At 65.1% G+C, this 21,109-nt stretch carries 21 protein-coding genes; 17 read left to right on the top strand and 4 right to left on the bottom strand.

Annotated elements, in window-relative coordinates; translation table 11 throughout:
• Positions 1-51 precede the first annotated feature (51 nt).
• From NHH88_10055 to NHH88_10070, 4 genes are all read right to left on the bottom strand, one after another.
• Positions 52-609, bottom strand: coding sequence for a GNAT family N-acetyltransferase (locus tag NHH88_10055; protein USX16096.1), 558 nt, complete (start codon positions 607-609; stop codon positions 52-54).
• The gene (locus tag NHH88_10060; protein ID USX16097.1) at positions 606-947 is read right to left on the bottom strand and encodes a ribonuclease E inhibitor RraB; all 342 of its coding nucleotides are present in this window, start codon (positions 945-947) and stop codon (positions 606-608) included. The genes NHH88_10055 and NHH88_10060 overlap by 4 nt, the downstream gene beginning before the upstream one ends.
• A 140-nt stretch (positions 948-1,087) precedes the next feature.
• The gene (locus NHH88_10065) at positions 1,088-2,560 is read right to left on the bottom strand and encodes a sensor histidine kinase N-terminal domain-containing protein (protein USX16098.1); all 1,473 of its coding nucleotides are present in this window, start codon (positions 2,558-2,560) and stop codon (positions 1,088-1,090) included.
• An 18-nt stretch (positions 2,561-2,578) separates the two neighbouring features.
• Positions 2,579-3,280, bottom strand: coding sequence for a response regulator (locus NHH88_10070; GenBank protein ID USX16099.1), 702 nt, complete (start codon positions 3,278-3,280; stop codon positions 2,579-2,581).
• A 227-nt stretch (positions 3,281-3,507) separates the two neighbouring features.
• On the opposite strand from NHH88_10070, the gene NHH88_10075 reads away from it, so the two are divergent.
• The 17 genes from NHH88_10075 (at position 3,508) to NHH88_10155 (ending at position 21,109) form a co-directional block, all read left to right on the top strand.
• Positions 3,508-4,575, top strand: coding sequence for a porin (locus tag NHH88_10075; protein USX16100.1), 1,068 nt, complete (start codon positions 3,508-3,510; stop codon positions 4,573-4,575).
• 102 nt (positions 4,576-4,677) lie between these two features.
• Positions 4,678-5,655 carry a tripartite tricarboxylate transporter substrate-binding protein gene (locus tag NHH88_10080; GenBank protein USX16101.1) on the top strand — a complete coding sequence of 326 codons (978 nt, stop codon included), beginning with the start codon at positions 4,678-4,680 and terminating at the stop codon, positions 5,653-5,655.
• A gap of 37 nt (positions 5,656-5,692) precedes the next feature.
• A complete protein-coding gene (locus NHH88_10085; protein ID USX16102.1) occupies positions 5,693-6,799 on the top strand; it encodes an ABC transporter substrate-binding protein in 1,107 nt (368 codons plus the stop codon).
• A 143-nt stretch (positions 6,800-6,942) separates the two neighbouring features.
• A complete protein-coding gene (locus tag NHH88_10090; protein USX16103.1) occupies positions 6,943-8,718 on the top strand; it encodes an iron ABC transporter permease in 1,776 nt (591 codons plus the stop codon).
• A gap of 28 nt (positions 8,719-8,746) precedes the next feature.
• A complete protein-coding gene (locus tag NHH88_10095) occupies positions 8,747-9,820 on the top strand; it encodes an ABC transporter ATP-binding protein (GenBank protein ID USX16104.1) in 1,074 nt (357 codons plus the stop codon).
• A 290-nt stretch (positions 9,821-10,110) separates the two neighbouring features.
• Positions 10,111-10,872, top strand: a complete 762-nt coding sequence (locus tag NHH88_10100; protein ID USX16105.1) for a beta-ketoacyl synthase chain length factor — start codon at positions 10,111-10,113, stop codon at positions 10,870-10,872.
• Positions 10,865-11,650: a 1-acyl-sn-glycerol-3-phosphate acyltransferase gene (locus NHH88_10105; GenBank protein ID USX16106.1), complete on the top strand. Its 786-nt coding sequence runs from the start codon at positions 10,865-10,867 to the stop codon at positions 11,648-11,650. Before NHH88_10100 ends, NHH88_10105 begins: the two co-directional genes overlap by 8 nt.
• Positions 11,643-11,897, top strand: coding sequence for a phosphopantetheine-binding protein (locus NHH88_10110; GenBank protein USX16107.1), 255 nt, complete (start codon positions 11,643-11,645; stop codon positions 11,895-11,897). The genes NHH88_10105 and NHH88_10110 overlap by 8 nt, the downstream gene beginning before the upstream one ends.
• Before the next feature lie 11 nt (positions 11,898-11,908).
• Positions 11,909-12,178: an acyl carrier protein gene (locus NHH88_10115; protein ID USX16108.1), complete on the top strand. Its 270-nt coding sequence runs from the start codon at positions 11,909-11,911 to the stop codon at positions 12,176-12,178.
• 5 nt (positions 12,179-12,183) lie between these two features.
• Positions 12,184-12,729: a hypothetical protein gene (locus tag NHH88_10120; GenBank protein USX16109.1), complete on the top strand. Its 546-nt coding sequence runs from the start codon at positions 12,184-12,186 to the stop codon at positions 12,727-12,729.
• A complete protein-coding gene (locus tag NHH88_10125) occupies positions 12,722-14,491 on the top strand; it encodes an AMP-binding protein (protein ID USX16110.1) in 1,770 nt (589 codons plus the stop codon). Before NHH88_10120 ends, NHH88_10125 begins: the two co-directional genes overlap by 8 nt.
• Entirely contained in the window at positions 14,484-15,242 is a 759-nt protein-coding gene (locus NHH88_10130) for a glycosyltransferase family 2 protein (GenBank protein ID USX16111.1), read from the top strand. Before NHH88_10125 ends, NHH88_10130 begins: the two co-directional genes overlap by 8 nt.
• A complete protein-coding gene (locus tag NHH88_10135) occupies positions 15,239-16,180 on the top strand; it encodes an acyltransferase (GenBank protein ID USX16112.1) in 942 nt (313 codons plus the stop codon). The genes NHH88_10130 and NHH88_10135 overlap by 4 nt, the downstream gene beginning before the upstream one ends.
• Positions 16,167-17,732: an aromatic amino acid ammonia-lyase gene (locus NHH88_10140; protein USX16113.1), complete on the top strand. Its 1,566-nt coding sequence runs from the start codon at positions 16,167-16,169 to the stop codon at positions 17,730-17,732. Before NHH88_10135 ends, NHH88_10140 begins: the two co-directional genes overlap by 14 nt.
• Entirely contained in the window at positions 17,725-18,156 is a 432-nt protein-coding gene (locus NHH88_10145; GenBank protein ID USX16114.1) for an acyl-CoA thioesterase, read from the top strand. Before NHH88_10140 ends, NHH88_10145 begins: the two co-directional genes overlap by 8 nt.
• Complete coding sequence (locus NHH88_10150; GenBank protein ID USX16115.1) at positions 18,153-18,761, top strand: outer membrane lipoprotein carrier protein LolA; 609 nt, start codon at positions 18,153-18,155, stop codon at positions 18,759-18,761. Before NHH88_10145 ends, NHH88_10150 begins: the two co-directional genes overlap by 4 nt.
• Complete coding sequence (locus NHH88_10155; protein ID USX16116.1) at positions 18,758-21,109, top strand: MMPL family transporter; 2,352 nt, start codon at positions 18,758-18,760, stop codon at positions 21,107-21,109. The genes NHH88_10150 and NHH88_10155 overlap by 4 nt, the downstream gene beginning before the upstream one ends.

Here is a 21,109-nt window from a genome sequence, read left to right on the forward strand (position 1 = left end):
TGGAAAGATTGTGGGGGCGGGCGCGGCGCGCCACCCCCGGCCGTTGAACGTTTATTGTGGCTTTGCAGGTCCCGTTTGATCGGCCAAGTCGCCTGGCGACATCTGGAAGACGGCGACATCGGTCTCGTACCAGCGCTCGACGCCCTTGAAGCGCATGCCGATGCGCCGCATGACCGCCGACGAGGCCAGGTTTTCCTGGTGGCACACCGCTAGCAATTGGCCGGCCCGCAGGCGCTCGAACGCAAAGCGCGCCATGGCCAGCGCCGCCTCGCTGGCGTAGCCCTTGCCCTGCCGGTCGGGGCGCAGGCGCCAGCCCAGTTCCAGCGGATTGCGCGGGTCGCGTTCCATATGCTGCACGGCGCCTGTGCCGACGATCTCGCCGCTGTCGTGCTCGATGAAGACCCACCAAGCGTATCCCAGCGCGGCCCAATTGGCTTTGTGGCGGGCGATGAAGGCGGCGGTATCTTCCGGCGTTTCCGGCCGTCCGGTGATGTAGCGCATCACTTCGGCATCGCCGTTAATCGCGCGCAGGCCGTCGAAGTGGTGGTCGTCCACCGGCTCGAGCCGCAGGCGCGCGGTGGCGAGGATATTCGACTGCACCGGCGTCATGCTGCCGGCCCGACGTCCATGCCGTCGTAGGATTCGAGACCGTGCTCTTCGGCGAACTGATAGAACTGCTGGTTGCGGGCGTGCAAGGTGTCGACCGTGTGCTTCTCGACCTTCTCGATGTGCAGCCACCACAGCGCCGGCGCGTCGCCGTCGGGTTTGGAGTCGTAGACGCCGACGATCTGATAGCCCTTGGCCTTCAGCGGCGCTTGCACCGCTTCGAGCTTGGTCTTGTCCGGGTCGGCAAAAAAGTAGCCCCACAACAGCGGCTTGTTGCTGTCCCACGGGGCGTTCTGTTTCATGTCGGCGAATAGCTCGACCATTTCTTCTTTGGTGATCATGTGTATCTCCCTAACGGCAAGGTAACCCTGGCTATAACCTGGGGTCAGGTCCGACATTCGGACATTTTGAAACTTTTTGAAGGCTGAAAAGTTCCCCAATTTTAGCCAAATGTCCGAATGTCGGACCTGACCCCGGTATTTTAACGGAACGTGACTGTTACTTTGAGGCCTGGTCCGCCGGCCGCCTCGTCGAGCGCGATGGCGGCGCCGTGCAGGCTGGCGATGTCGCGCACGATGGCCAGGCCGAGGCCGGCGCCGCCTGGGTTGCGCTCCAATGTGGCGGCGGCGCGGTAGAAGGGCGCGAACACGCGCTCGCGCTCCGCCGCCGCGATGCCCGGGCCGCTGTCCTCGACCTCCAGCGCCACGCCATCTTCGCCCTCGGTCACGCGCAGCACCACCTGGCCGCCGGCCGGCGTGTAGCGCAGCGCGTTGTCGACCAGGTTGGCGATCATCTCGTGCAGCAGCAAGGCCTGGCCGCGGACGACGCAGTCGCGCTCCGCCTCCAGCGACAGGTCGATGTTCTTGGCCACCGCCGCCATCGCCATCTCCAGCCCGACCTGGCGCGCGCTGTCGCGCAGCGAGACCGGCTCCGCCTGCGCCGCCGCGCCGTCGGCGTCGCCGCCATGCTCGATGCGCGCCAACGTCAGCAGACGGTTGGCCAGGTTGACGGTGGAGTCGGTGGTGGCGGCGATGCTGTGGACGATGTGGCGCAGCGCCGCCTTGGTCTCCTCGGGCGGCACGCCGGGCCGGTCGCATTCGCGCAGCGCCAGTTCGGCCTGCGTCTTGAGCACCGTCAGCGGCGTGCGCAGTTGGTGCGAGGCGTCGGCGATGAAGCGGCGCTGGCTGCTGATCAACAGCTGCAGGCGCGAGCGCGAACTGTTCATCGCCGCCACCAGCGGGCGCACCTCCTTGTGCACCAGCGCCGGATCGACGTCGGACGAGTCGTTCAAGCTGCGCGTTTCGACCGCGATCTTCAACCGCATCAGCGGCTGCAGCACCAGCCGCACCGCGAACCACACCAGCAGCGCGAGCGCCAGCAGCAGCAAGGCTTGCCAGGTCAGGGTGTCGAACAGGATCTGGTTCGACAGGCCGCGCCGCGCCTCCAGCGTTTCGCCGACCTGGATCAGCGCGATGCCGCGCATCGAGTCGTCGTACACCGGCTGCAGCAGCGCGGCGATGCGCACCGGCTGGCCGTTGTAGTTGGCGTGATAGAAGCGCACCAGCGCCGGATAGGCCTCCGAGCGCGGCACGTTGGCCGGCACCGCCGGCAGGTCGCCGTAGCCGGACACCGTCTCGCCGTTGATGCCGGTGACCTTGTAGTAGATGCGTCCCAAGGTGTCGGTCTCGAAGCTGTCCAGCGCCACGTAGGGCACGTCGGCCACCACCTTGCCGGCGACGATGGAGACGCGTTCGGCCAGCGCGCGCGTGGACGCCAGCAGCGATCTGTCGTAGGCGACATCGGCCGCGTCCAGCGCGTTGTGGTAGACCGAGACGGTGTTGAGCGTGACCAGTGCCAGCAAGGGCCCCAGCAACCAGCGCAGCAACTGGCCGCGCAGGCTGCCCAGGGTGGCGCCGGGGCCGAATCGTTTGGCGAGCCTGGTCAATAGCGGCATCGGTGCGGGCTCCGCGCGTTAGTCGGCGGCCAGCGCCGGACGCGGTTGCAGCAGGTAGCCGATGCCGCGCAAGGTGGTGATGATGGCGGCGTCCGGCGCGGCGATGTCGAGCTTCTTGCGCACCCGGTGGATATACAGTTCGATGGCGTCGATGTTGGCGTCGTCGGCCAGCGCGAACACTTCGTCGAACAGCTTTTCCTTCGAGACGGCGCGGCCGGCGCGCGTGATCAGGGTTTCGAGCACCGCGTGCTCGCGCGGCGTCAGCGCCAGCGCGTTGCCGGCGTAGGTGAACATGCGCGTGACGGTGTCGAAACTGAGCGCGCCGCAGTGGTGCACCAGCGCCTCGTTGCCGACGCTGCGGCGCAGCAGCGCCTTGACGCGCGCCTCCAGCTCCGCCAGTTCGAACGGCTTGGCGAGGTAGTCGTCGGCGCCCAGGTTCAGGCCCTGCACGCGTTCATCGAGGCCGCCGCGCGCGGTGAGGATCAGCACCGGCGTCTGGCTGCGCGGCGCGGCGCGCGCGCGCAGGCGCTTGAGCACCTCCAGGCCGTCCATGCGCGGCAAGGTCAGGTCCAGTATCAGCAGCGCGTAATCCTGCGTGTGCAGCAGGGCGTCGGCGTCGGCGCCGTTGTCCGCGCATTCGACGGTGAGATGCGCGTCGCGCAGCGCTTTGGCCAGCCAGTGCGACAGCTCGGTGTGGTCTTCAACTAACAGTATGCGCATAAATTCTTGCCATGGCGGAAAAATAAGTTCAGTGTAAGGCCAGAATCATCGTCGCCCGCGCCCTAAAAGGGAAGGCCTATCGGCTTTGTGGTGCGAGGACGACAGGAAATACCCTTCCTGGGGCAGTGAAAGGTAAGTGAAAGGTATTTGAAAGGAAGCGACTTCTATAGTGGCACTCTGATAGCAAATATCAGGCATCACAAATAACTATATCCTCTGGAGACACAATGAAAAAATCCCCAATTAGCCTTGCCATCCTGGCATTGGCAGCCGCCGTTGGCGGCGCCGCCCAAGCTCAATCGAATGTGCAGGTCTATGGTTTGCTGGACGTCGGCGTCGAAAATTCCAACAACGCGAGCGCAACCGGCGGTAGCAATACCCGCGTGATTTCGGGTGGCATGAACACTTCGCGCTGGGGCATCAGGGGCACGGAAGATCTGGGCGGCGGCCTCAAAGCCGTTTTCAATCTGGAGGGCGGGATCCTGATGGACACCGGCGCCCAGGACGGCGCGCTGTTCCGCCGCCAGGCCTACGTCGGCCTGGAAGGCGCCTTCGGCCGCGTGGTCGTCGGCCGTTCGTTCACCAGTGTCTACGACACGGTGATCAGCTACGATCCGATGGGCTTCGCGCCTTACTACTCGTGGGCGACCTCCGGTCCGGCCACCGGCCCAAGCAAATACGGCTTCACCACCGGCTACGATAACCTGATCAAGTACGCCGGCACCTTCGGCAATGTCCGCGTCGGCGCCAACTACTCCGCCGGCGAGCAAACCACCGGCGTCGCCGACAGCGCCAAGATGGGCGCGACCTTCGCCTACAAGTTCGGCCCGGCCAACGTGATGGCCACCTATGAGCGCAACAACGGCAACACCGTGGCCGCCACCGGCAACCGCGACGAAAACACCGTGTGGCACGTCGGCGCCAACTACGAAACCGGTCCGCTGAAGTTCTGGGCCGTCCTGCGCGACTACAACCTGACGGCCGGCCGCGCCGCGACCGCCGACGTCGAAGCCACCACCACCTGGGGCGGCGTGGCCTACAAGCCTAACGAGGTGACCACCATCACCGGCGCGGTCTACCACGTCAATGTGAAGAACGTCGCCGCCAACACCGACGCCGATCCGACCATGTACGTTGTGCGCTACCGCTACGCGCTGTCCAAGCGCACCGACGTGCATATCTCGGGCGCGTACGCCAAAGCCAAACACGGCCAGCTGGTTGGCCTGTCGCGCGACGACGCCGGCTTCGGCAACAGCCAGCGCGGCATCACCGTCGGCATGCAGCACCGCTTCTAAGCCGCTTCGCAACGGAGACCGGGCCGCGTCGATATTTTTCTGAAAGTCGATGCGGCCTGAAAGCGCTTTGAAAGCTTCACCGCTCTAAGATAACCATACAAGATGACTAAAGTTTTGCAGGCTTTGATTGCCGCGCTGTTTTTACTGTGCGCGGTGGCGCGGGCGGCAAGCCTGGAGTGCATCGTGCCTTCCAAACCGGGCGGCGCGATGGACCTCACGTGCAAGCTGGCGCAAAAAGGTTTGCAGGGCTTGCGCGAGTCGCCCAAACCGCCGCCGTCGGATATGCGGATCAGCTATCTGCCGGGCGGTATCGGCGCGGTGGCATGGCATTCGCTGGTGTCGCAGCGGCGCCGCGCGGAGCCGAACACGCTGGTGGCTTTTTCGGGCGGCTCGCTGCTCAATCTGGCGCAGGGCAAGTTCGGCAAGGCCACCGCCAACGATGTGCGCTGGGTGGCCGCGCTGGGAACGGATTACGGCATGATCGCGGTGCGCGCCGATTCGCCTTACAAGACGCTGGCGGAGCTGCTGGCGGCGTTGAAGAAGAATCCGCAGAAGGTGCTGATCGGCGTCTCCGGCACCATCGGCAGCCAGGACTGGCTGAAGATGGCGATGGTGTTCAAGACCGCCGGGCTGGATCCCAAGGTGCTGCGCTTCGTCGCGCTGGAGGGCGGCGGCGAGGCCTTCACGGCGATGCACGCGAATTATGTGCAGGTCGTGTCGGGCGACGCCAGCGAGGCGGCGCTGTACGCGGCAAGCGGCAATACCCGCGTGTTGGCGGTGCTGGCGGACAAGCGCCTGCCGGGCGTGTTGGCCAACGTGCCGACCGCGCGCGAGCAGGGCGTGGACGTGGTGTGGCCGATCATCCGCGGCTTGTGGATGGGCCCCCAGGTGCCGGATGCGGATTACCGGCAGTGGGTGGCGGCCTTCGACCGCGTGCTGGCCGATCCGAAGTTCGCGCAGATGCGCGCGGCGTCCGGTTTGTATCCGTTCGGGTTGACCGGCGACGCCTTGACAGCTTATGTAACAAAGGCCGTAGACGATTACGGCAGGCACGCCGCCGAACTCGGTCTGGTGCGCTGATCACAAAAAAACTATTAAAACAATTGGAGACTAAAAAATGATGTTCAAGACCTCAATGGCCGCCGCATGCGCGTCCCTCTCGTTCGCGCTGTTCGCAAGCTCCACCGCCGCCTTCGCGCAAGTGCCGGCCGGCTATCCCGCCGACTACCAGAAGATCATCGACGGCGCCAAGAAAGAGGGCAAACTGGTGGTCTACGGCGCCACCGACAGCAAGGCCACGGCGCCGCTGATCAAGGACTTCAGCGCCCAGTTCCCGGGCATCACCGTCGAATACAACGACATGAATTCGACCGAGGTGTATAACCGCTTCATCTCCGAGGTGGCGGCCGGCGGCAACACCGCCGACGCGGTCTGGTCGTCGGCGATGGACCTGCAGATGCGCCTGGCCTCCGACGGCTACGCGATGAAGTACAAATCGGTCGAGGCGCCAAAGCTGCCGGCATGGTCGATGTGGGACGACCAGGCCTACGGCACCACCTTCGAGCCGGCCGCCATCGTCTACAACAAGCGCCTGGTCGACGCCAAGGAAGTGCCGCAGACGCACGCCGACTTCGCCAAGCTGATACAGACGCCGAAGTTCAAGGACAAGGTCACCACCTACGACATCGAAAAATCCGGCGTCGGGTTCATGTTCATGACGCAGGACGCGCGTGAAAATCCGAAGTTCCTCGACATGCTCAACGCCTTCGGCGCGGCCAAGGTGCGCGTGCAGTCGTCGACCGGCACCATGATGGAACGCATCTCCTCGGGCGAAAACCTGATCGGCTACAACGTCGTCGGCTCCTACGCGCTGGTGCGCGCCAAGACCGATCCGTCGCTCGGCGTGGTGCTGCCGAAGGACTACACGCTGGTGATGTCGCGCGTCCTGTTCATCAACAAGGCCGCCAAAAATCCGAACGCCGCCAAGCTGTGGCTCGATTACATGCTGTCCCATCGCGGCCAGACCGTCATCGCCAACGACTCCAAACTGTTCGCGATCCGCGCCGACGTCACCGGCGAGACCACCTCGGCGGACCTGATCAAGCAAATCGGCAAGGACAACGTCAAGCCGGTGCCGGTGCATCCGATGGTGCTGCAATTCCTCGGACCAGCCAAGCGCATGGCTTTCCTGAAGCAGTGGAAAGAATCGGCCGGCAAGAAGTAAGCCTCCGAAGTAAGCGCTCGAAACAAGCGTCACATTAGGTCCACCGAACCCCGAACCGACGCGGGGTCGTACCCAAACGGGTACGACCCCTGCCCGGATCTGCGGGTTGGGTGCCCGCACGCGTTCGTAAAAACGGAATTCCTATGCAAACTATGACTCTACCTGGCTCCGGCCGGCGTAGCCTTAACTGGCCGCGCGGCGTAGTGGTGGTTCTCGCCTCCATCGCCATCTTCCTGCCGCTGTTCCTGATCTTCTATCAAAGCTTCCTGAGCGCGCCGTTCTTCATGCCGGTCAAGGAGCTGGGCCTCGACGCCTACCGTTTCATCTTCGACGACCCCGATTTCACGATGGCGTTCAAGAACGCCTTCTTCCTGGCCACCGGCCTGGCCGCCATCGCCGTGCCGCTGGGCGGCATGCTGGCCTTCCTGATGATCCGCACCGACTTGCCGGGCAAGGGCTTCATCGCGCCGCTGCTGCTGGTGCCGATCTTCGTCTCGCCGATGGTGATGGGCTTCGGCTACGTCGTCTCGATGGGGCCCGTCGGCTTCTATTCGCTGTGGGCGAAAGACATCCTGGGCCTGATCCCGTGGAACATCTACTCGTTCACCAGCATCGTGGTCATCGCCGGCCTGACCCACGTGCCGCACGTCTACCTGTACGCCTCGTCGGCGCTCAAAAGCCTGGGCTCGGACGTGGAGGAGGCCGCGCGCGTCTCCGGCGCCTCGCCGCTGCAGGTGATGTTCAACGTCTCGCTGCCGATGATCACCCCGGCCCTGGCCTACGCCGGCGTGCTGGTGTTCTTCCTCGGCTTCGAGGTGTTCGGCCTGGTGCTGGTGTTGGGCGATCCGGAAGGCCACATGGTGCTGGCCACCTATCTGTACAAGTTGACCAATAAAATGGGCACGCCGTCCTACCACCTGATGGCCGCCGTCGCCGTCTGCCTGGTGATGGTGACACTGCCGCTGGTGATGGTGCAGCGACACCTGCTCAAGTCGGCCAACAAATTCGTCTCGATCAAAGGCAAGGGGGCGCGTTCCAAGCCGATGCCGCTGGGACGCTGGAAGTGGCTGGCCTTCGCGCTGATCTTCGCCTGGCTGATGTTCACCATCATCATGCCGCTGTCCGGAATCGTGCTGCGTTCCTTCGTCCAGTACTGGGGCGAGGGCGTCAACCTGGCCGAGGTCCTCACGTTGCAGCACTTCCGCGAGATCCTCGAACAGCCGGCGCTGGTGCGCGGCATCGTCAACACGGTGCTGATCGGGGTGATCGGCGGCGCGCTGGCGGTGATCTGCTACAGCGCCATCGCACTGGCGATGCACCGCAAGCCGGACGCCATCACCCGCTTCCTCGACTACAGCGTGCTGGTGCCGCGCGCCGTGCCAGGCCTGCTGGCGGGCCTGTCGTTCCTGTGGGTGTTCCTGTTCGTGCCAAGCTGGCTCGATGGCGCCTTGAAGGGCATGGACAACGGCGTGGCGCTGTGGCTCAGCGAGAACGCGATACCGATGCTGCGCTCCGTGCGTTCGACCATCTTCGCCTTGTGGCTGGCGTATTCGGTGGTGTGGCTGGCCTACGGCATGCGCCTGATTTCGACCGCGCTGCTGCAGGTGGGCCCGGAGCTGGAGGAGGCGGCGCGCGCCGTCGGCGCCAAGCGTGGCCAGGTCACCCGCGACGTCACGCTGCCGCTGGTCAAATACGGCTTGCTGGGCGCTTGGCTGATGGTGTTCCTGATCTTCGAGCGCGAATACTCGACCGGCGTATATCTGCTCACGCCGGGCACGGAGGTGATCGGCGCGATGATCGTATCGCTGTGGGCGACCGGCTCCACCGATCTGGTGGCGGCGCTATCGTTCATCAATATCTCGCTGGTGGCCATCGGCCTGGGCATCGCCTTGCGCTTCGGCGTGAAGCTCCACAATTAATTCAAATAATATGAAACGAGACACCACCATGAACGAATTAACCGTCAACGATCTGCACCTGGACTACGGCACCGGCGCCCATGCCAATCAAATTTTGAAGGGCGTGTCGATGCACCTGCAAAAGGGCGAAGTGGTCGCGCTGCTCGGGCCTTCGGGCAGCGGCAAGACCACGTTGCTGCGCGCGGTGGCCGGCCTGGAAAGCGCCAAGCAGGGCACCATCGCCATCGGCGAGCGCAATGTCTACGACGGCTCGAAGAACTTCGAGATGCCGGCCGAGCACCGCAACCTGGGACTGGTGTTCCAGTCGTACGCGCTGTGGCCGCACAAGACGGTGTTCGAGAACGTCGCCTATGGCCTCAAGCTGCGCAAGCTCAGTACCAGCGACATCAAGGATAAAGTCGCCGACGTGCTGAAAAACCTGGGCCTGGGCCATCTGGCCGAGCGCTATCCGCACCAGCTGTCCGGCGGCCAGCAGCAGCGCGTGGCGATCGCCCGCGCGCTGGTCTACAACCCGCCGGTGATCCTGCTCGACGAGCCGCTGTCGAACCTGGACGCCAAGCTGCGCGAGGAGGCGCGCGCCTTCCTGCGCGAGTTGATCGTGCGACTGGGCCTGTCGGCGCTGATGGTGACCCACGACCAGGCCGAGGCGATGGCGATCTCGGACCGCATCCTGCTGCTCAATAACGGCAAGATCGAGCAGCAAGGCACGCCGCAAACCATGTACGAGACGCCCGAGACGCTGTTCACCGCGGAGTTCATGGGCAGTAACAACCGCCTTCCGGCCAAGGTCGTGCAGCGCGACGGCGCCCTGGTGCGGCTCGACGTCAACGGCACCGCGGTGACCGGCACCGCTCGCGGCGCCGGCGGCGGCGAACCGTCGACCATCATCCGGGTCGAGGAAGTGAAGATCAGTCCGACCCCGGTGGAGAATGCCATCGAGCTGCCGCTGCTGACCTGCATGTATCTCGGCGACCGCTTCGAATGCCTGTTCAAGAGCCCGGCGGGCGGCGCCGAATTCGGCCTGCGCGCCTATTCCAAATACAAGCTGGAGGCCGGCAAGTACTGGCTTCAGTTGCCTGTTGACAAGTTGTGGGTCTTCTAAACGACAGAATTCAGAGTCGTTTTGTTAATAAAAGGGTGGGATTGCTCTGTGCAATCCCATCCTTTTTTTTGTCCCGCGCCAAACAAATGTGACATTTGGTGAGAAACTTATCTGCAAGTTGCACAAAACTAGAGCGCAATCAACAAAATAGTTGCCTTGAATCTATTTTTTGGACAGATTGGTATCGGCTGTCGTTTATAATTTTAAAAGTACGTCGGCTGGCATTTCTGCGGCATGTGAGCGCGAGTTCGTACCTTCTTTTACCTCAGAACTCTGGATTATTTGTTAACATGCGCACTCATGGCGTCACCTTTTCAATCGTCAGTCACGCCGCATGGGCGCCCGGCCTGACCACGCCCGAGGCGTGGGCGCAGTGGGCGCGCGCGCCGCATCGCATCGTCACCGGCGAGGAGCCCGGCGTCAAGGCGATGCCCGCGATGTTGCGGCGGCGGGCGGGATTTTTGGGGAAGATGGCGTTGGAAGTGGCCTACCGCTGCCTCGACGGACGCGGCGACGGGTCTGAAGACCGGGCTACGAATATCCCCACTGTTTTTTGTTCGCGCCACGGCGAAGTGTCGCGCGCGCTCGAGCTACTGAGCGATCTGGCGCGCGGCGAGGCATTGTCGCCGACGGCGTTCAGCATGTCGGTGCACAACGCGACGGCGGGCTTGTTGACCATCGCGCGCCGCGACCGCGCCAACCACATCGCGCTGGCCGCCGGCGCGGCGACGATCGAGCATGCGGTGATCGAGGCGTGCGGCCTGCTGGCCGACGGCGCGCAAATGGTGCTGCTGGTGGCTTCCGATTGCCAGCTGCCTGAATTGTTTTTGCCGTTCCAGGAGTGCGAGGAGCAGCCGCACGCGTGGGCATGGCTCATGACCGCCGCCGCCGATGACAGTGACGCCATCGCCTTGCGCTGGAGCGCGAGCGACGAGGCGCCATCGTCCGGCATGCCGGGCGGCCTGGCCGTGGCGGCGTTTCACCTGGGCGGGGCAAGCCGGATGGAGCGCTGCGATGGCCGCATGCGCTGGAGCTGGAGCCGCGATGCTTGATGCGGCGCTGGCCAGGCTGTCGCTGTACTGGCGGGTGTTCGCCACAGGGTTGAGTTTTACGGTGTTTGGCGTTGGCGGGCTGTTGATGCGCATCGTGCTGTTCCCGGTCTTGAACCTGGCGGTGCGGCGCAAGGAGCGGCGCGTGGCGGCGGCGCGCGAATTGATACGGATGGCGTTTCGCACCTACGTGGACATGATGCGCGCGCTGGGCGTGCTGCGTTACGAGGTGCGCGGCCTGGAGAAACTGGAACGGGGCGGTCTGCTGATATTGGCGAACCATCCGACCTTGATCGATACCGTGTTCCTGATGGCCTTCGTGAAGAACGCCGACTGCATCGTCAAGGGGGCGCTGTGGAACAATCCTTTCACGCGCGGGCCGGTGCGGGCGGCGGGTTACATCAACAACGAGGGCGGGGCGGCGCTGGTGGACGATTGCATCGCCTCCCTGCGGCGCGGTAACAACCTGATCGTGTTCCCGGAGGGGACGCGGACGCCGGCCGATGGCGTCATCAGCATGAAGCGCGGCGCGGCAAATATCGCGGTGCGCGGCGGGCGCGCCATGACGCCGGTGCTGATCCGCTGCGAGCCGCTCACGCTGGGCAAGGGCGAGAAGTGGTGGCGCGTGCCGTCGCGGCGGGTGTTGATACGGATAGACGTCCAGGATGACCTGGCGATCGAGACGTTTACGGGCAACGGCGCCAGCGAAGTGATGGCGGCGCGCCAGTTGACGGAATTTTTACAAGACTATTTTACCGGGAAGTACCAACGTCATGCTTGAACTGGAAGTGAAAGAACTGATCATCGAAGTGCTGCAACTGGAAGATATCACGCCGGACGATATCGACAGCGCCGCACCGTTGTTTGTGGACGGCCTGGGACTCGATTCGATCGACGCGCTGGAACTGGGCGTCGCGCTGCAGAAGAAGTACGGCATCTCGCTGTCCGCCGATTCGGAGGACACGCGCCGCCATTTCGCGTCGGTCGCGGCGTTGGCGGCGATGATCGAGACCCATAGAAAGAAATAAGGGAGCACGACATGATAGCTTTGAATGACATGAGCAGGGACCAACTGCAAGCCTGGGTGATCGATCTGCTGGCCGATATGTTCGAACTCGATAAAGCGGGACTGACCGCCGATTCGAACCTGTACGCCGATCTCGATATCGACAGCATCGACGCGGTCGACCTGGCCGTCAAGCTCAAGCAACTGACCGGCAAGCGTTTGCAGCCGGAGGTGTTCAAGACCATCCGCACCATCGGCGACGTGGTCGACGCGCTGGCCGGCATGACGGAGCAGGCGGCTTAATCGCGATGCCGATGACTGTATTGACGGCGGCGTTGACGCTGCTGTATCCGTTGGCGATCTGGCTGGGACATGGACAAGTGGAACCGCGCTGGCTGGCCGGCCTGCTGCTGCTGGCGGTGGCCACGCGCCTGCCCGCGCTCAAATTGAGCGGCGTCGCGCGCTGGTCGGTCGCGGGCGGCCTGGTGCTGGTCGCCTGCGCGATCTGGAGCAACCTGCTGCTGCCGTTGAAGCTTTATCCGGTGCTGGTGAGCGCCGCGCTGCTGGCGGGCTTCGCCTGGAGCCTGACCACGCCGATGTCCGCCGTCGAGCGCATGGCGCGCCTGCGCGGCGAGGATTTTCCGCCGCCGGCCCAGGCGTATATGCGCTCGGTCACGCAGGTGTGGTGCGTATTTTTTGTCATCAACGGCTTGATCGCGCTGGCGACCGCGCTGTGGGCCTCCGAGGCCGTGTGGTCGCTGTACACGGGCGTGATTTCGTACGCCCTGATGGCGGTCCTGTTCGGCGCCGAGTATCTGGTGCGGATGCGTTTCAAGCGGCTGCACCATGTCTGATCGTATCGAGCATTTGTTCGCCGCTATGTGCGCGCGGCCGGCCACCGGCATCGTCGGCTGGTCGGCGGGCGAAGGCGTCACCAACGAACAGTTCCTGACGCGCGCGCGGGCCTGGCACGCGCTGCTGCGCGGCCAAGCGGGGCGCGACTACGCGCTGTACCTGGAAGATAGCATCGAATTCGGCGCGGCCCTGCTGGGCGCATGGCATGCCGGTAAAACCATCTGGCTGAGCGCCGATACGCTGGAGGCCACGTGCGCCTCGCTGCGCGAATCGGTCGACGGCTTCCTCGGGGAGTTCCCGGCGCTGCTGCGACCGTTGCAGCCATCGCAGCTAGCAGGCGATGGCGTCGACATCGGTGGCGCGCTCGATCCAGACTTCCCCGCACTGGTGGTATTCACCTCCGGTAGCACAGGCGCCGCGCAGGCGATCCCGAAAAAACTGTCGCAAATGGCGAACGAGGTCGAAACGCTCGACCTGTTGTTCGGCGCGGCGGCGGGCGACGCGGCGATCCTGGCGACGGTGTCGCACCAGCACATCTACGGCCTGTTGTTCAAGGTCCTGTGGCCGCTGACGTCCGGCCGCGCCATCCACGCCCTGAGCATCGTCTTCCCGGAGGCGCTGGCGCCGGCGCTGGCGGCCGGCCCGTGCGTGCTGATCGCCAGTCCCGCGCATCTGAAACGCTTGCCGGATCACCTGGACTGGAGCGGCGCCAAGGACATGCTGCGCGGCGTCGTCTCTTCCGGCGGTCCGCTGGCGCCGGAAACCGCGTTCGCGATGGGCGGCTTGCTGGGCAAGGTGCCGGTGGAAGTCTACGGCAGCTCGGAGACCGGCGGCGTGGCCTGGCGCCAGCGCAGCGCCGGCGCCGACGATTCGTGGTTGCCGTTTCCGACGGTGGCGTGGCGCCTTGGCGAAGACGACGGACTGGAAGTGCGCTCGCCGCACCTGCCGGACGACGACTGGCTGGCCCTGGCCGACCGCGCCGGGCGGGCCACCCGTGACGGCGAACAGCGCTTCGTGCTGCGCGGGCGCAGCGACCGCATTGTCAAAATAGAGGAAAAGCGCATCTCGCTGAGCGCGATGGAGGCGACGATCACCGGCACCGGTCTGGCCGCCGAGGCGCGCGTCATCCTGTGCGACCCGGCGGCCGGAGAACGCCAGCGGGTCGCCGCGTTCGTCGTGCCGACCGCCGCCGGCCGCGCACTGCTGGCGGCCGGCGGCAAGACCGCGCTGAACGCCCGCTTGCGCGCCGCGTTGACGGCGACGGTGGAACTGGTGGCCTTGCCGCGCCGCTGGCGCTATCTGGATCAGTTGCCGGTCAACGCGCAGGGCAAGACCACCATGGCGGCCTTGCTGGCGCTGCTGGACAAGGACCAAGCGGACACTGATCCTGGCGTCGACAATCGTCCGCGCCTGCCGCATGTGCGCGAGCTCGAACGCACCGGCGACCGCGTTCTGCTGGAGGTGACGGCGCCGTCCAACCTCTATTATTTCGACGGCCACTTCGACGTCGCGCCGATTTTGCCGGGTGTGGTGCAGGTCGACTGGGCGATCCATTACGGCCGCCAGTACTTTACTTTGCCGGCTATCTTTAAAGGCATCAACGCGCTCAAGTTCCAGCAGGTGATACAGCCGTCGCAGCCGGTGCGCCTGGAACTGCTGCATGACGCGGCCAAAGGCAACCTGCAATTCCGCTACGCGTCCGACGCCGGACAGCACTCCAGCGGCCGGGTCGTATTGCTGGCGGGGGGCGAAGATGCTTAATCCATCGCACTTCAAACCTTGCATCGTCGTCCCGGTCTACAACCATGAACACGCCATCGGCGCGGTGTTGGCCGGCCTGCTGCGCCACGAGGTGCCGTGCACTCTGGTCGACGACGGCAGCAGCGCGGAATGCGCCGCCGTGCTGGACGCGCTGGCGCAGGCCAATCCGGACCGCGTGACATTGGTGCGGTTGACGCCTAACCAGGGCAAGGGGGCTGCGGTGCTCGGCGGATTTCGCCGCGCGGCGGAACTGGGCTTCAGCCACGTGCTGCAAATCGACGCCGACGGTCAGCACCGGACCGACGACGTGCCCAAGTTCCTGGCGCAGGCGCGCGCCCACCCGGAGGCCATCATCGCCGGCCACCCGGTCTATGACGAATCGGTGCCGAAGGCGCGCCTTTACGGCCGCTACGCCACCCACATTTGGGTCTGGATCAACACGCTGTCGTTCGACATCAAGGATTCGATGTGCGGTTTCCGGGTCTACCCGGTGGCGCCGGTCAACGCGCTGGCCGCTCGCCAGGCCATCGGCGTGCGCATGAACTTCGACACCGACATTCTTGTCCGGCTGTTCTGGGACGGCCTGCAAGTCATCAATCTTCCGACCCGCGTGTCCTATCCTGCGGATGGCGTGTCGCATTTCCGCGTCTGGCGCGACAATGTGCTGATCACATGGATGCATACGGTGCTGTTCTTCGGCATGCTGCCACGCATCCCCAAGCTGCTGGCGCGGAAGTGGCGGACACCTTGAGCGCGCGCAGTCTGCACTGGGCCGCGATCAACGAAATCAGTTTTGTCGCCGGCATGCGTTTCTTGTTCTGGATCTGCCGCGTTTTCGGCCGCTGGCCGTTTCGCGTGGTGCTGTATCCGGTGCTGGCGTGGTACGTCCTGACCAAGCCCTTGCCGCGCGGCGCTTCGCGCGATTACCTGCGGCGCATGGAGCGTTTCAGCGGCCGCGCGCAGCCCGGCGTGATGCGCCACTTCGCCGCCTTCGGCGAGAGCATCCTGGACAAGATGCTGTTGTGGGGCGGCTTGTTCGACGTCGACAGCGTCGCGCTGCACGGTGGAGAGCTGATCACCGACGCCGTGGCGCAAGGGCGCGGGGGCCTGATGATTTGCGCCCACCTGGGCAACCTGGAGCTGTGCCGCGTGCTGTCGCGGCAGCGTCACGACATCAAACTCACGGTGCTGGTGCACACCAAGCATGCGCAGGCCTTCAACGAAATGCTGGGCACCATGAATCCCGCCAGCCAGCTCAATCTGATGCAGGTGACGGACATGTCGCCGGCCACCGCGATGCTGCTGTCCGAGCGCGTGGCGCGGGGCGAATTCGTCGTCATCGCCGGCGACCGCGTTCCCGTCTCGCACAACCCGCGCGTGGCGGTGGCGGATTTCCTCGGCGCGCCGGCCGCCTTCCCGGTCGGCCCTTATGTACTGGCCAGTATTTTGCAATGCCCCGTGTACCTGTTGTTCTCGATGCGCAGGGGCGCGCGTTCGGACGTGTATTTCGAACGGTTCCGCGACGCGGTGCGCATCCCGCGCAAGGAGCGCGATGCCGCGCTGGCGGCGCTGGCCTGCGACTACGCCAAACGGCTGGAGCACCACTGCGTGCAGGCGCCGCTGCAATGGTTTAATTTTTACGATTTTTGGCATTTACCCGAATTGGAGCGTTCCGATGTACCCCGTTGACACAGCCCGACTGAATACCGCCGCGCGCACCGTGTGCTTCGATCAGCAGCGCCTGACGATCGAAGACATCGTCGATATCGCGCAAGGACGGGCGGCCGCCGCGCTGTCCGACGATCCCGAGTTCCGCGCCGCCATCGCGCGCGGCGCCGATTTCCTCGAGCGGCTGCTGCGCGAGGACGGCACCATCTACGGCGTCACCACCGGCTATGGCGACTCCTGCACCGTCACCGTGCCGCCGGAACTGGTGGCCGAGCTGCCGCACCACCTGTATACCTATCACGGCGTCGGCCTTGGCGAGTATTTCACGCCGCAGCAGACGCGCGCGATCCTGGCCTCGCGCCTGGCGTCGCTGAGCAAGGGATATTCCGGCGTCAGCGTCGAACTGCTGCTGCAGATCACCCGCCTGCTGGACGCCGGCCTGCTGCCGCTGATCCCGTCCGAAGGTTCGGTCGGCGCCAGCGGCGACCTGACCCCGCTGTCGTACGTGGCGGCGGTGCTGTGCGGCGAGCGTGAAGTGTGGCGCGACGGCGTGCAGGTGCCGGCCGCGCAGGCGCTGCGCGAAGCGGGCATCACGCCGCTGAAACTGCGTCCGAAGGAGGGGCTGGCGATCATGAACGGCACCGCCGTGATGACCGCGCTGGCCTGCATGGCTTACGACCGCGCCGACTATCTGGTCAAGCTGACCACCCGCATCACGGCGATGGCGTCGTTCGCGATGGACGGCAACGCCCATCACTTCGACGAGGTGCTGTTCTCGGTCAAGCCGCACGGCGGCATGCAGCAGGTGGCGGCGTGGCTGCGCACCGACCTGCCGACCGACCAGTGGGAACGCAACGGCAAGCGCCTGCAGGACCGCTACTCGATCCGCTGCGCGCCGCACGTGATCGGCGTGCTGGCCGACGCCATGCCGTTCTTCCGCGCCTCGATCGAGAATGAACTCAATAGCGCCAACGACAATCCGCTGATCGACGCCGAGAACGAGCGCGTGCTGCATGGCGGCCATTTCTACGGCGGCCATATCGCCTTCGCCATGGACGGCATGAAGAACGCCGTGGCCAACCTGGCCGACCTGCTGGACCGCCAGATGGCGTTGCTGGTCGACAGCCGCTACAACCACGGCCTGCCGGCCAACCTGTCCGGCGCCACCGGCCCGCGCGCGGCGATCAACCACGGTCTCAAGGCGCTGCAGATCAGCGCCTCGGCGTGGACCGCCGAAGCGCTCAAGCTGACGATGCCGGCGTCGGTGTTCTCGCGCTCGACCGAATGCCACAACCAGGACAAGGTCAGCATGGGCACCATCGCCGCGCGCGACTGCCTGCGCGTGCTGGAATTGACGGAGCAGGTGGTCGCCGCGCTGCTGATCACCGTGCGCCAGGGCGTCTGGCTGCGCTGCCAGGCCAGCCCCGAGCTGCGCCCGCACGCCGCGCTGGCGGCGATGCAGGAGGCGCTGGCCGCCGACATCAAGGCGGTCGAGGAAGACCGCCGCCTGGAACCGGACCTGCGCCTGCTGCTGGAGCGCATCCGCGCCAAATCATGGGACCTGTATGCGTAAGGCCAAGGAAAGCCGCTGGTTCGCGGAGATCGAGATGCAGGTGCAGTTCTTCGACCTGGACCCGATGGAAATCGTCTGGCACGGCCGCTACGTCAAGTACCTGGAAGTCGTGCGCTGCGCTTTGCTGGACAAGATAGACTACAACTACCCGCAGATGAAGGCCTCCGGCTATTCCTGGCCGGTGATCGACATGCAGCTGCGCTACGTCGGTTCGGCCACCTTCGGCCAGAAGCTCAAGCTGCGCGCCGATATCGTCGAATGGGAAAACCGTTTAAAGATCGACTATCTGATCACCGACGCGGACACCGGCAAGCGCCTCAACCGCGCCACCACCACCATGGTCGCCGTCGACATCGCCACCAAGGAGATGTGCTTCGTGTCGCCGCCGGTGCTGTTCGAAAAACTGGGAATCGAGCCTGTATGAATAAAGTGAAAACCGTTTTGCTGGCGGCCGCGCTGGCGATGTTCAATCCCGCGCAGGCCGCCGCGCCGGTCGCGAAGATACAGGCGATGCTGGCCAAGCCGCCCATCATGTGCGGCCGCTTCGACCAGACCAAGCAGCTGGCCGGCATGAAAAAACCGCTCGCCTCCAATGGCCGCTTCTGCGTCGTCGCCGGCAAGGGCGTGTTGTGGCGCACCTTGCAGCCTTTCCCGAGCACCTTGCGGCTGACGCGCGACGAAATCGTCAACTACCAGGGCGACCGCGTCGCCATGCGGCTGGACGCCAAGACCGAGCCGACGGTCCGCATGATCAACAACGTGTTGTTCTCGCTGCTGTCCGGCGACCTGGGGCAGCTCGAATCGTTGTTCGAAGTCGACGGCACGGTCGACGCCACCAGCTGGAACGTGGCGCTCAAGGCGCGCCAGGCGGCGCTGGAAAAAGCCATCGGCACCATCAAGCTCGATGGCGGCGCCTACGTCAAGAACATCGTCATGAGCGAGGCGGGCGGCGACAAGACCAGCATCGTCTTCTCCGCGATCCAGACCGGCGAGGCGGCGATGACCAAGGAAGAGGCGGCGCTGTTTTGACGGGTACCAGAAAACTCGCGCTGCTATGGGCGGTGGTGGTGTGCCTGCTGCTGGGGCATAACGCCTATTTGTGGCTGGTCCAGCGCATCGTGCCCAATACCGACATCATGGCGCTGCTGCCGGTGCAGGAGCGCGACCCGGTGCTGCAGCAATCGTTTTCGCACATGGTCGACGCGGCGCAGCAACGCGTCATCGTGCTGGTCGGCGCCGCCGACTGGGAAGACGCCAAACGCGCGGCCGACGCCTACAACGCGGTGCTGGCGCCGCGCAAGGACTTGTTCGACGCTATCCAGATCAACGAAAAAACGCAGGGCGACTGGTTGTCGCTGTTCCAGCGCCATAGTCTGACCCTGCTGACGGCGCAGCAGGAGGCGCAGTTGCGCGCGCAGCCGCCGCAGTTCTGGCTCGAGACGGCGTTGGGCAAATTGTATAGCCCCTTCGGCGGACCGAAACTGGGCTCCTGGCAGCAGGACCCGTTCGGCCTGTTCGCCGGCTGGGTGCAGGAACGCGCGCGGGAGACGCCGGTGCGTCCGCGCGACGGCCATCTGTTTGTCGCCGATGCGCAGCGCCAGTACGTGCTGCTGCCGTTGACCCTCAAGGTGCCCGCGCTGTCGATGACCGCGCAGGAGACCGTGCTGCCGCTGCTCAAGCAGGCCGCCGACGCCGCCCGCAAGGCCGCGCCGCAGGTGGAGTTGATCCAGGCCGGCGTGATCCTCCACGCCGCCGAGGCGAGCGCCCAGGCCAGCGGCGAGGTCTCGACCATCGGCATCGGCTCGCTGCTCGGCATCATCCTGCTGATGTGGTTCGCCTTCCATTCATTCAAGCCGATTTCGCTGATCATGCTGTCGATCGGCATCGGCTTCCTCGGCGCCTTGTCGGTGTGCTGGCTGGTGTTCGGCCAGATCCACTTGATGACATTGGTGTTCGGCGCAAGCCTGATCGGCGTCGCGCAGGACTACGGCATTTACTTCCTGTCCAATCGCCTGTCGGCTGACGAAAAGCTCGATTCGCCGGCGCTGCTCAAACGCCTGCTGCCGGGACTTGGACTGACCTTGCTGGCGGCGGTGATCGGCTACATGGGGCTGGCGTTGACGCCATTCCCCGGCCTGCGCCAGATGGCGGTGTTCTCGGCGCTCGGCCTGGTCTTCGCCTGGTTGACAGTGGTGTTCTGGTTCCCTGCGCTGATCGGCCCCCGCGCGCTCAAGGCCGGCGCGCTGGTGCGGGTGTACGGCGACGCGCTGCGGCGCTGGCCCGTGCTGCGCCTGAACCGCGCCACCCTGGCCGCGGCGGTGATCTTCGTGCTGGCGGCGGCCTACGGCATCAGCCGCCTTGGCGCCAACGACGATATCCGCCTGCTGCAAAATCCGCCCAAGCACCTGATCGACGACCAGATCAAGTTGAGCAAGCTGACGGACGCGCCGACGCCGGTGCAGTATTTCCTGGTGCGCGGCGCATCCGCCGAAGAGGTGCTGCAACGCGAGGAAGCGCTCAAGGCGAAGCTGGACAAGTTGATCGCGAGCGGCGGCATCACCGGCTATCAGGCGGTGTCGAACTGGGTGCCGTCCGCCCGTGCGCAGGCCGAGCGCCGCGCGCTGATCGAACAGAAGCTGCTGGGCGACGACGGCCCTTTGGCTAACCTGGCCAAACAGACGGGCGAGGACGCGCAGTGGATCGCCGCGACCCGCGCCGGACTGCTGGCGGCCGGTACGCCGCTGACGCCGGAGGATTTCCTGAAGTCGCCGGCCAGCGAGCCGTCGCGCCACCTGTGGCTGGGCGACACCGGCGGCGTCCACGCCAGCATCGTCGCGCTGCGCGGCCTTGGCCGGGCGGCGGTGCCGGATGTCATGCGCGCGGCTGACGGCTTGCACGGCGTGCAATGGGTCGACAAGGTGGCGGAGATTTCTTCGGTGCTTGGCCGCTACCGCGAGAACATGAGTTGGGTGGTGCTGGGCGCTTACGCCCTGGTGTTCGCGATGCTGTTCCCGCGCTATCGCGGCCGCACCTGGCGCGTGCTGGCGCCCACCGCGCTGGCCAGCGTCGCCACCCTGGCGATCCTTGGCTTCGCATCGCAGAATCTGCAGCTGTTCCATGTGCTGGCCCTGTTGCTGTTGCTGGGCGTTGGCGTCGACTATGGCATCTTCATGCAGGAGCGGCCCGACAATCGCGGCAACGCGGCGTGGATGGCGGTGGGGATGTCGGCATCGAGCACGTTTTTGTCGTTCGGACTACTGGGCCTGAGCAAAACCCCGGCGTTGCAGGCCTTCGGCCTGACCATGCTGCTGGGGATCGCGCTGGCCTGGCTGATCGTCCCCTGTTTTGGCACCATCAAAGAAAGCAAGCATGACTGA

It is taken from the genome of Oxalobacteraceae bacterium OTU3CAMAD1, assembly GCA_024123915.1.
GTDB lineage: Bacteria > Pseudomonadota > Gammaproteobacteria > Burkholderiales > Burkholderiaceae_D > Rugamonas.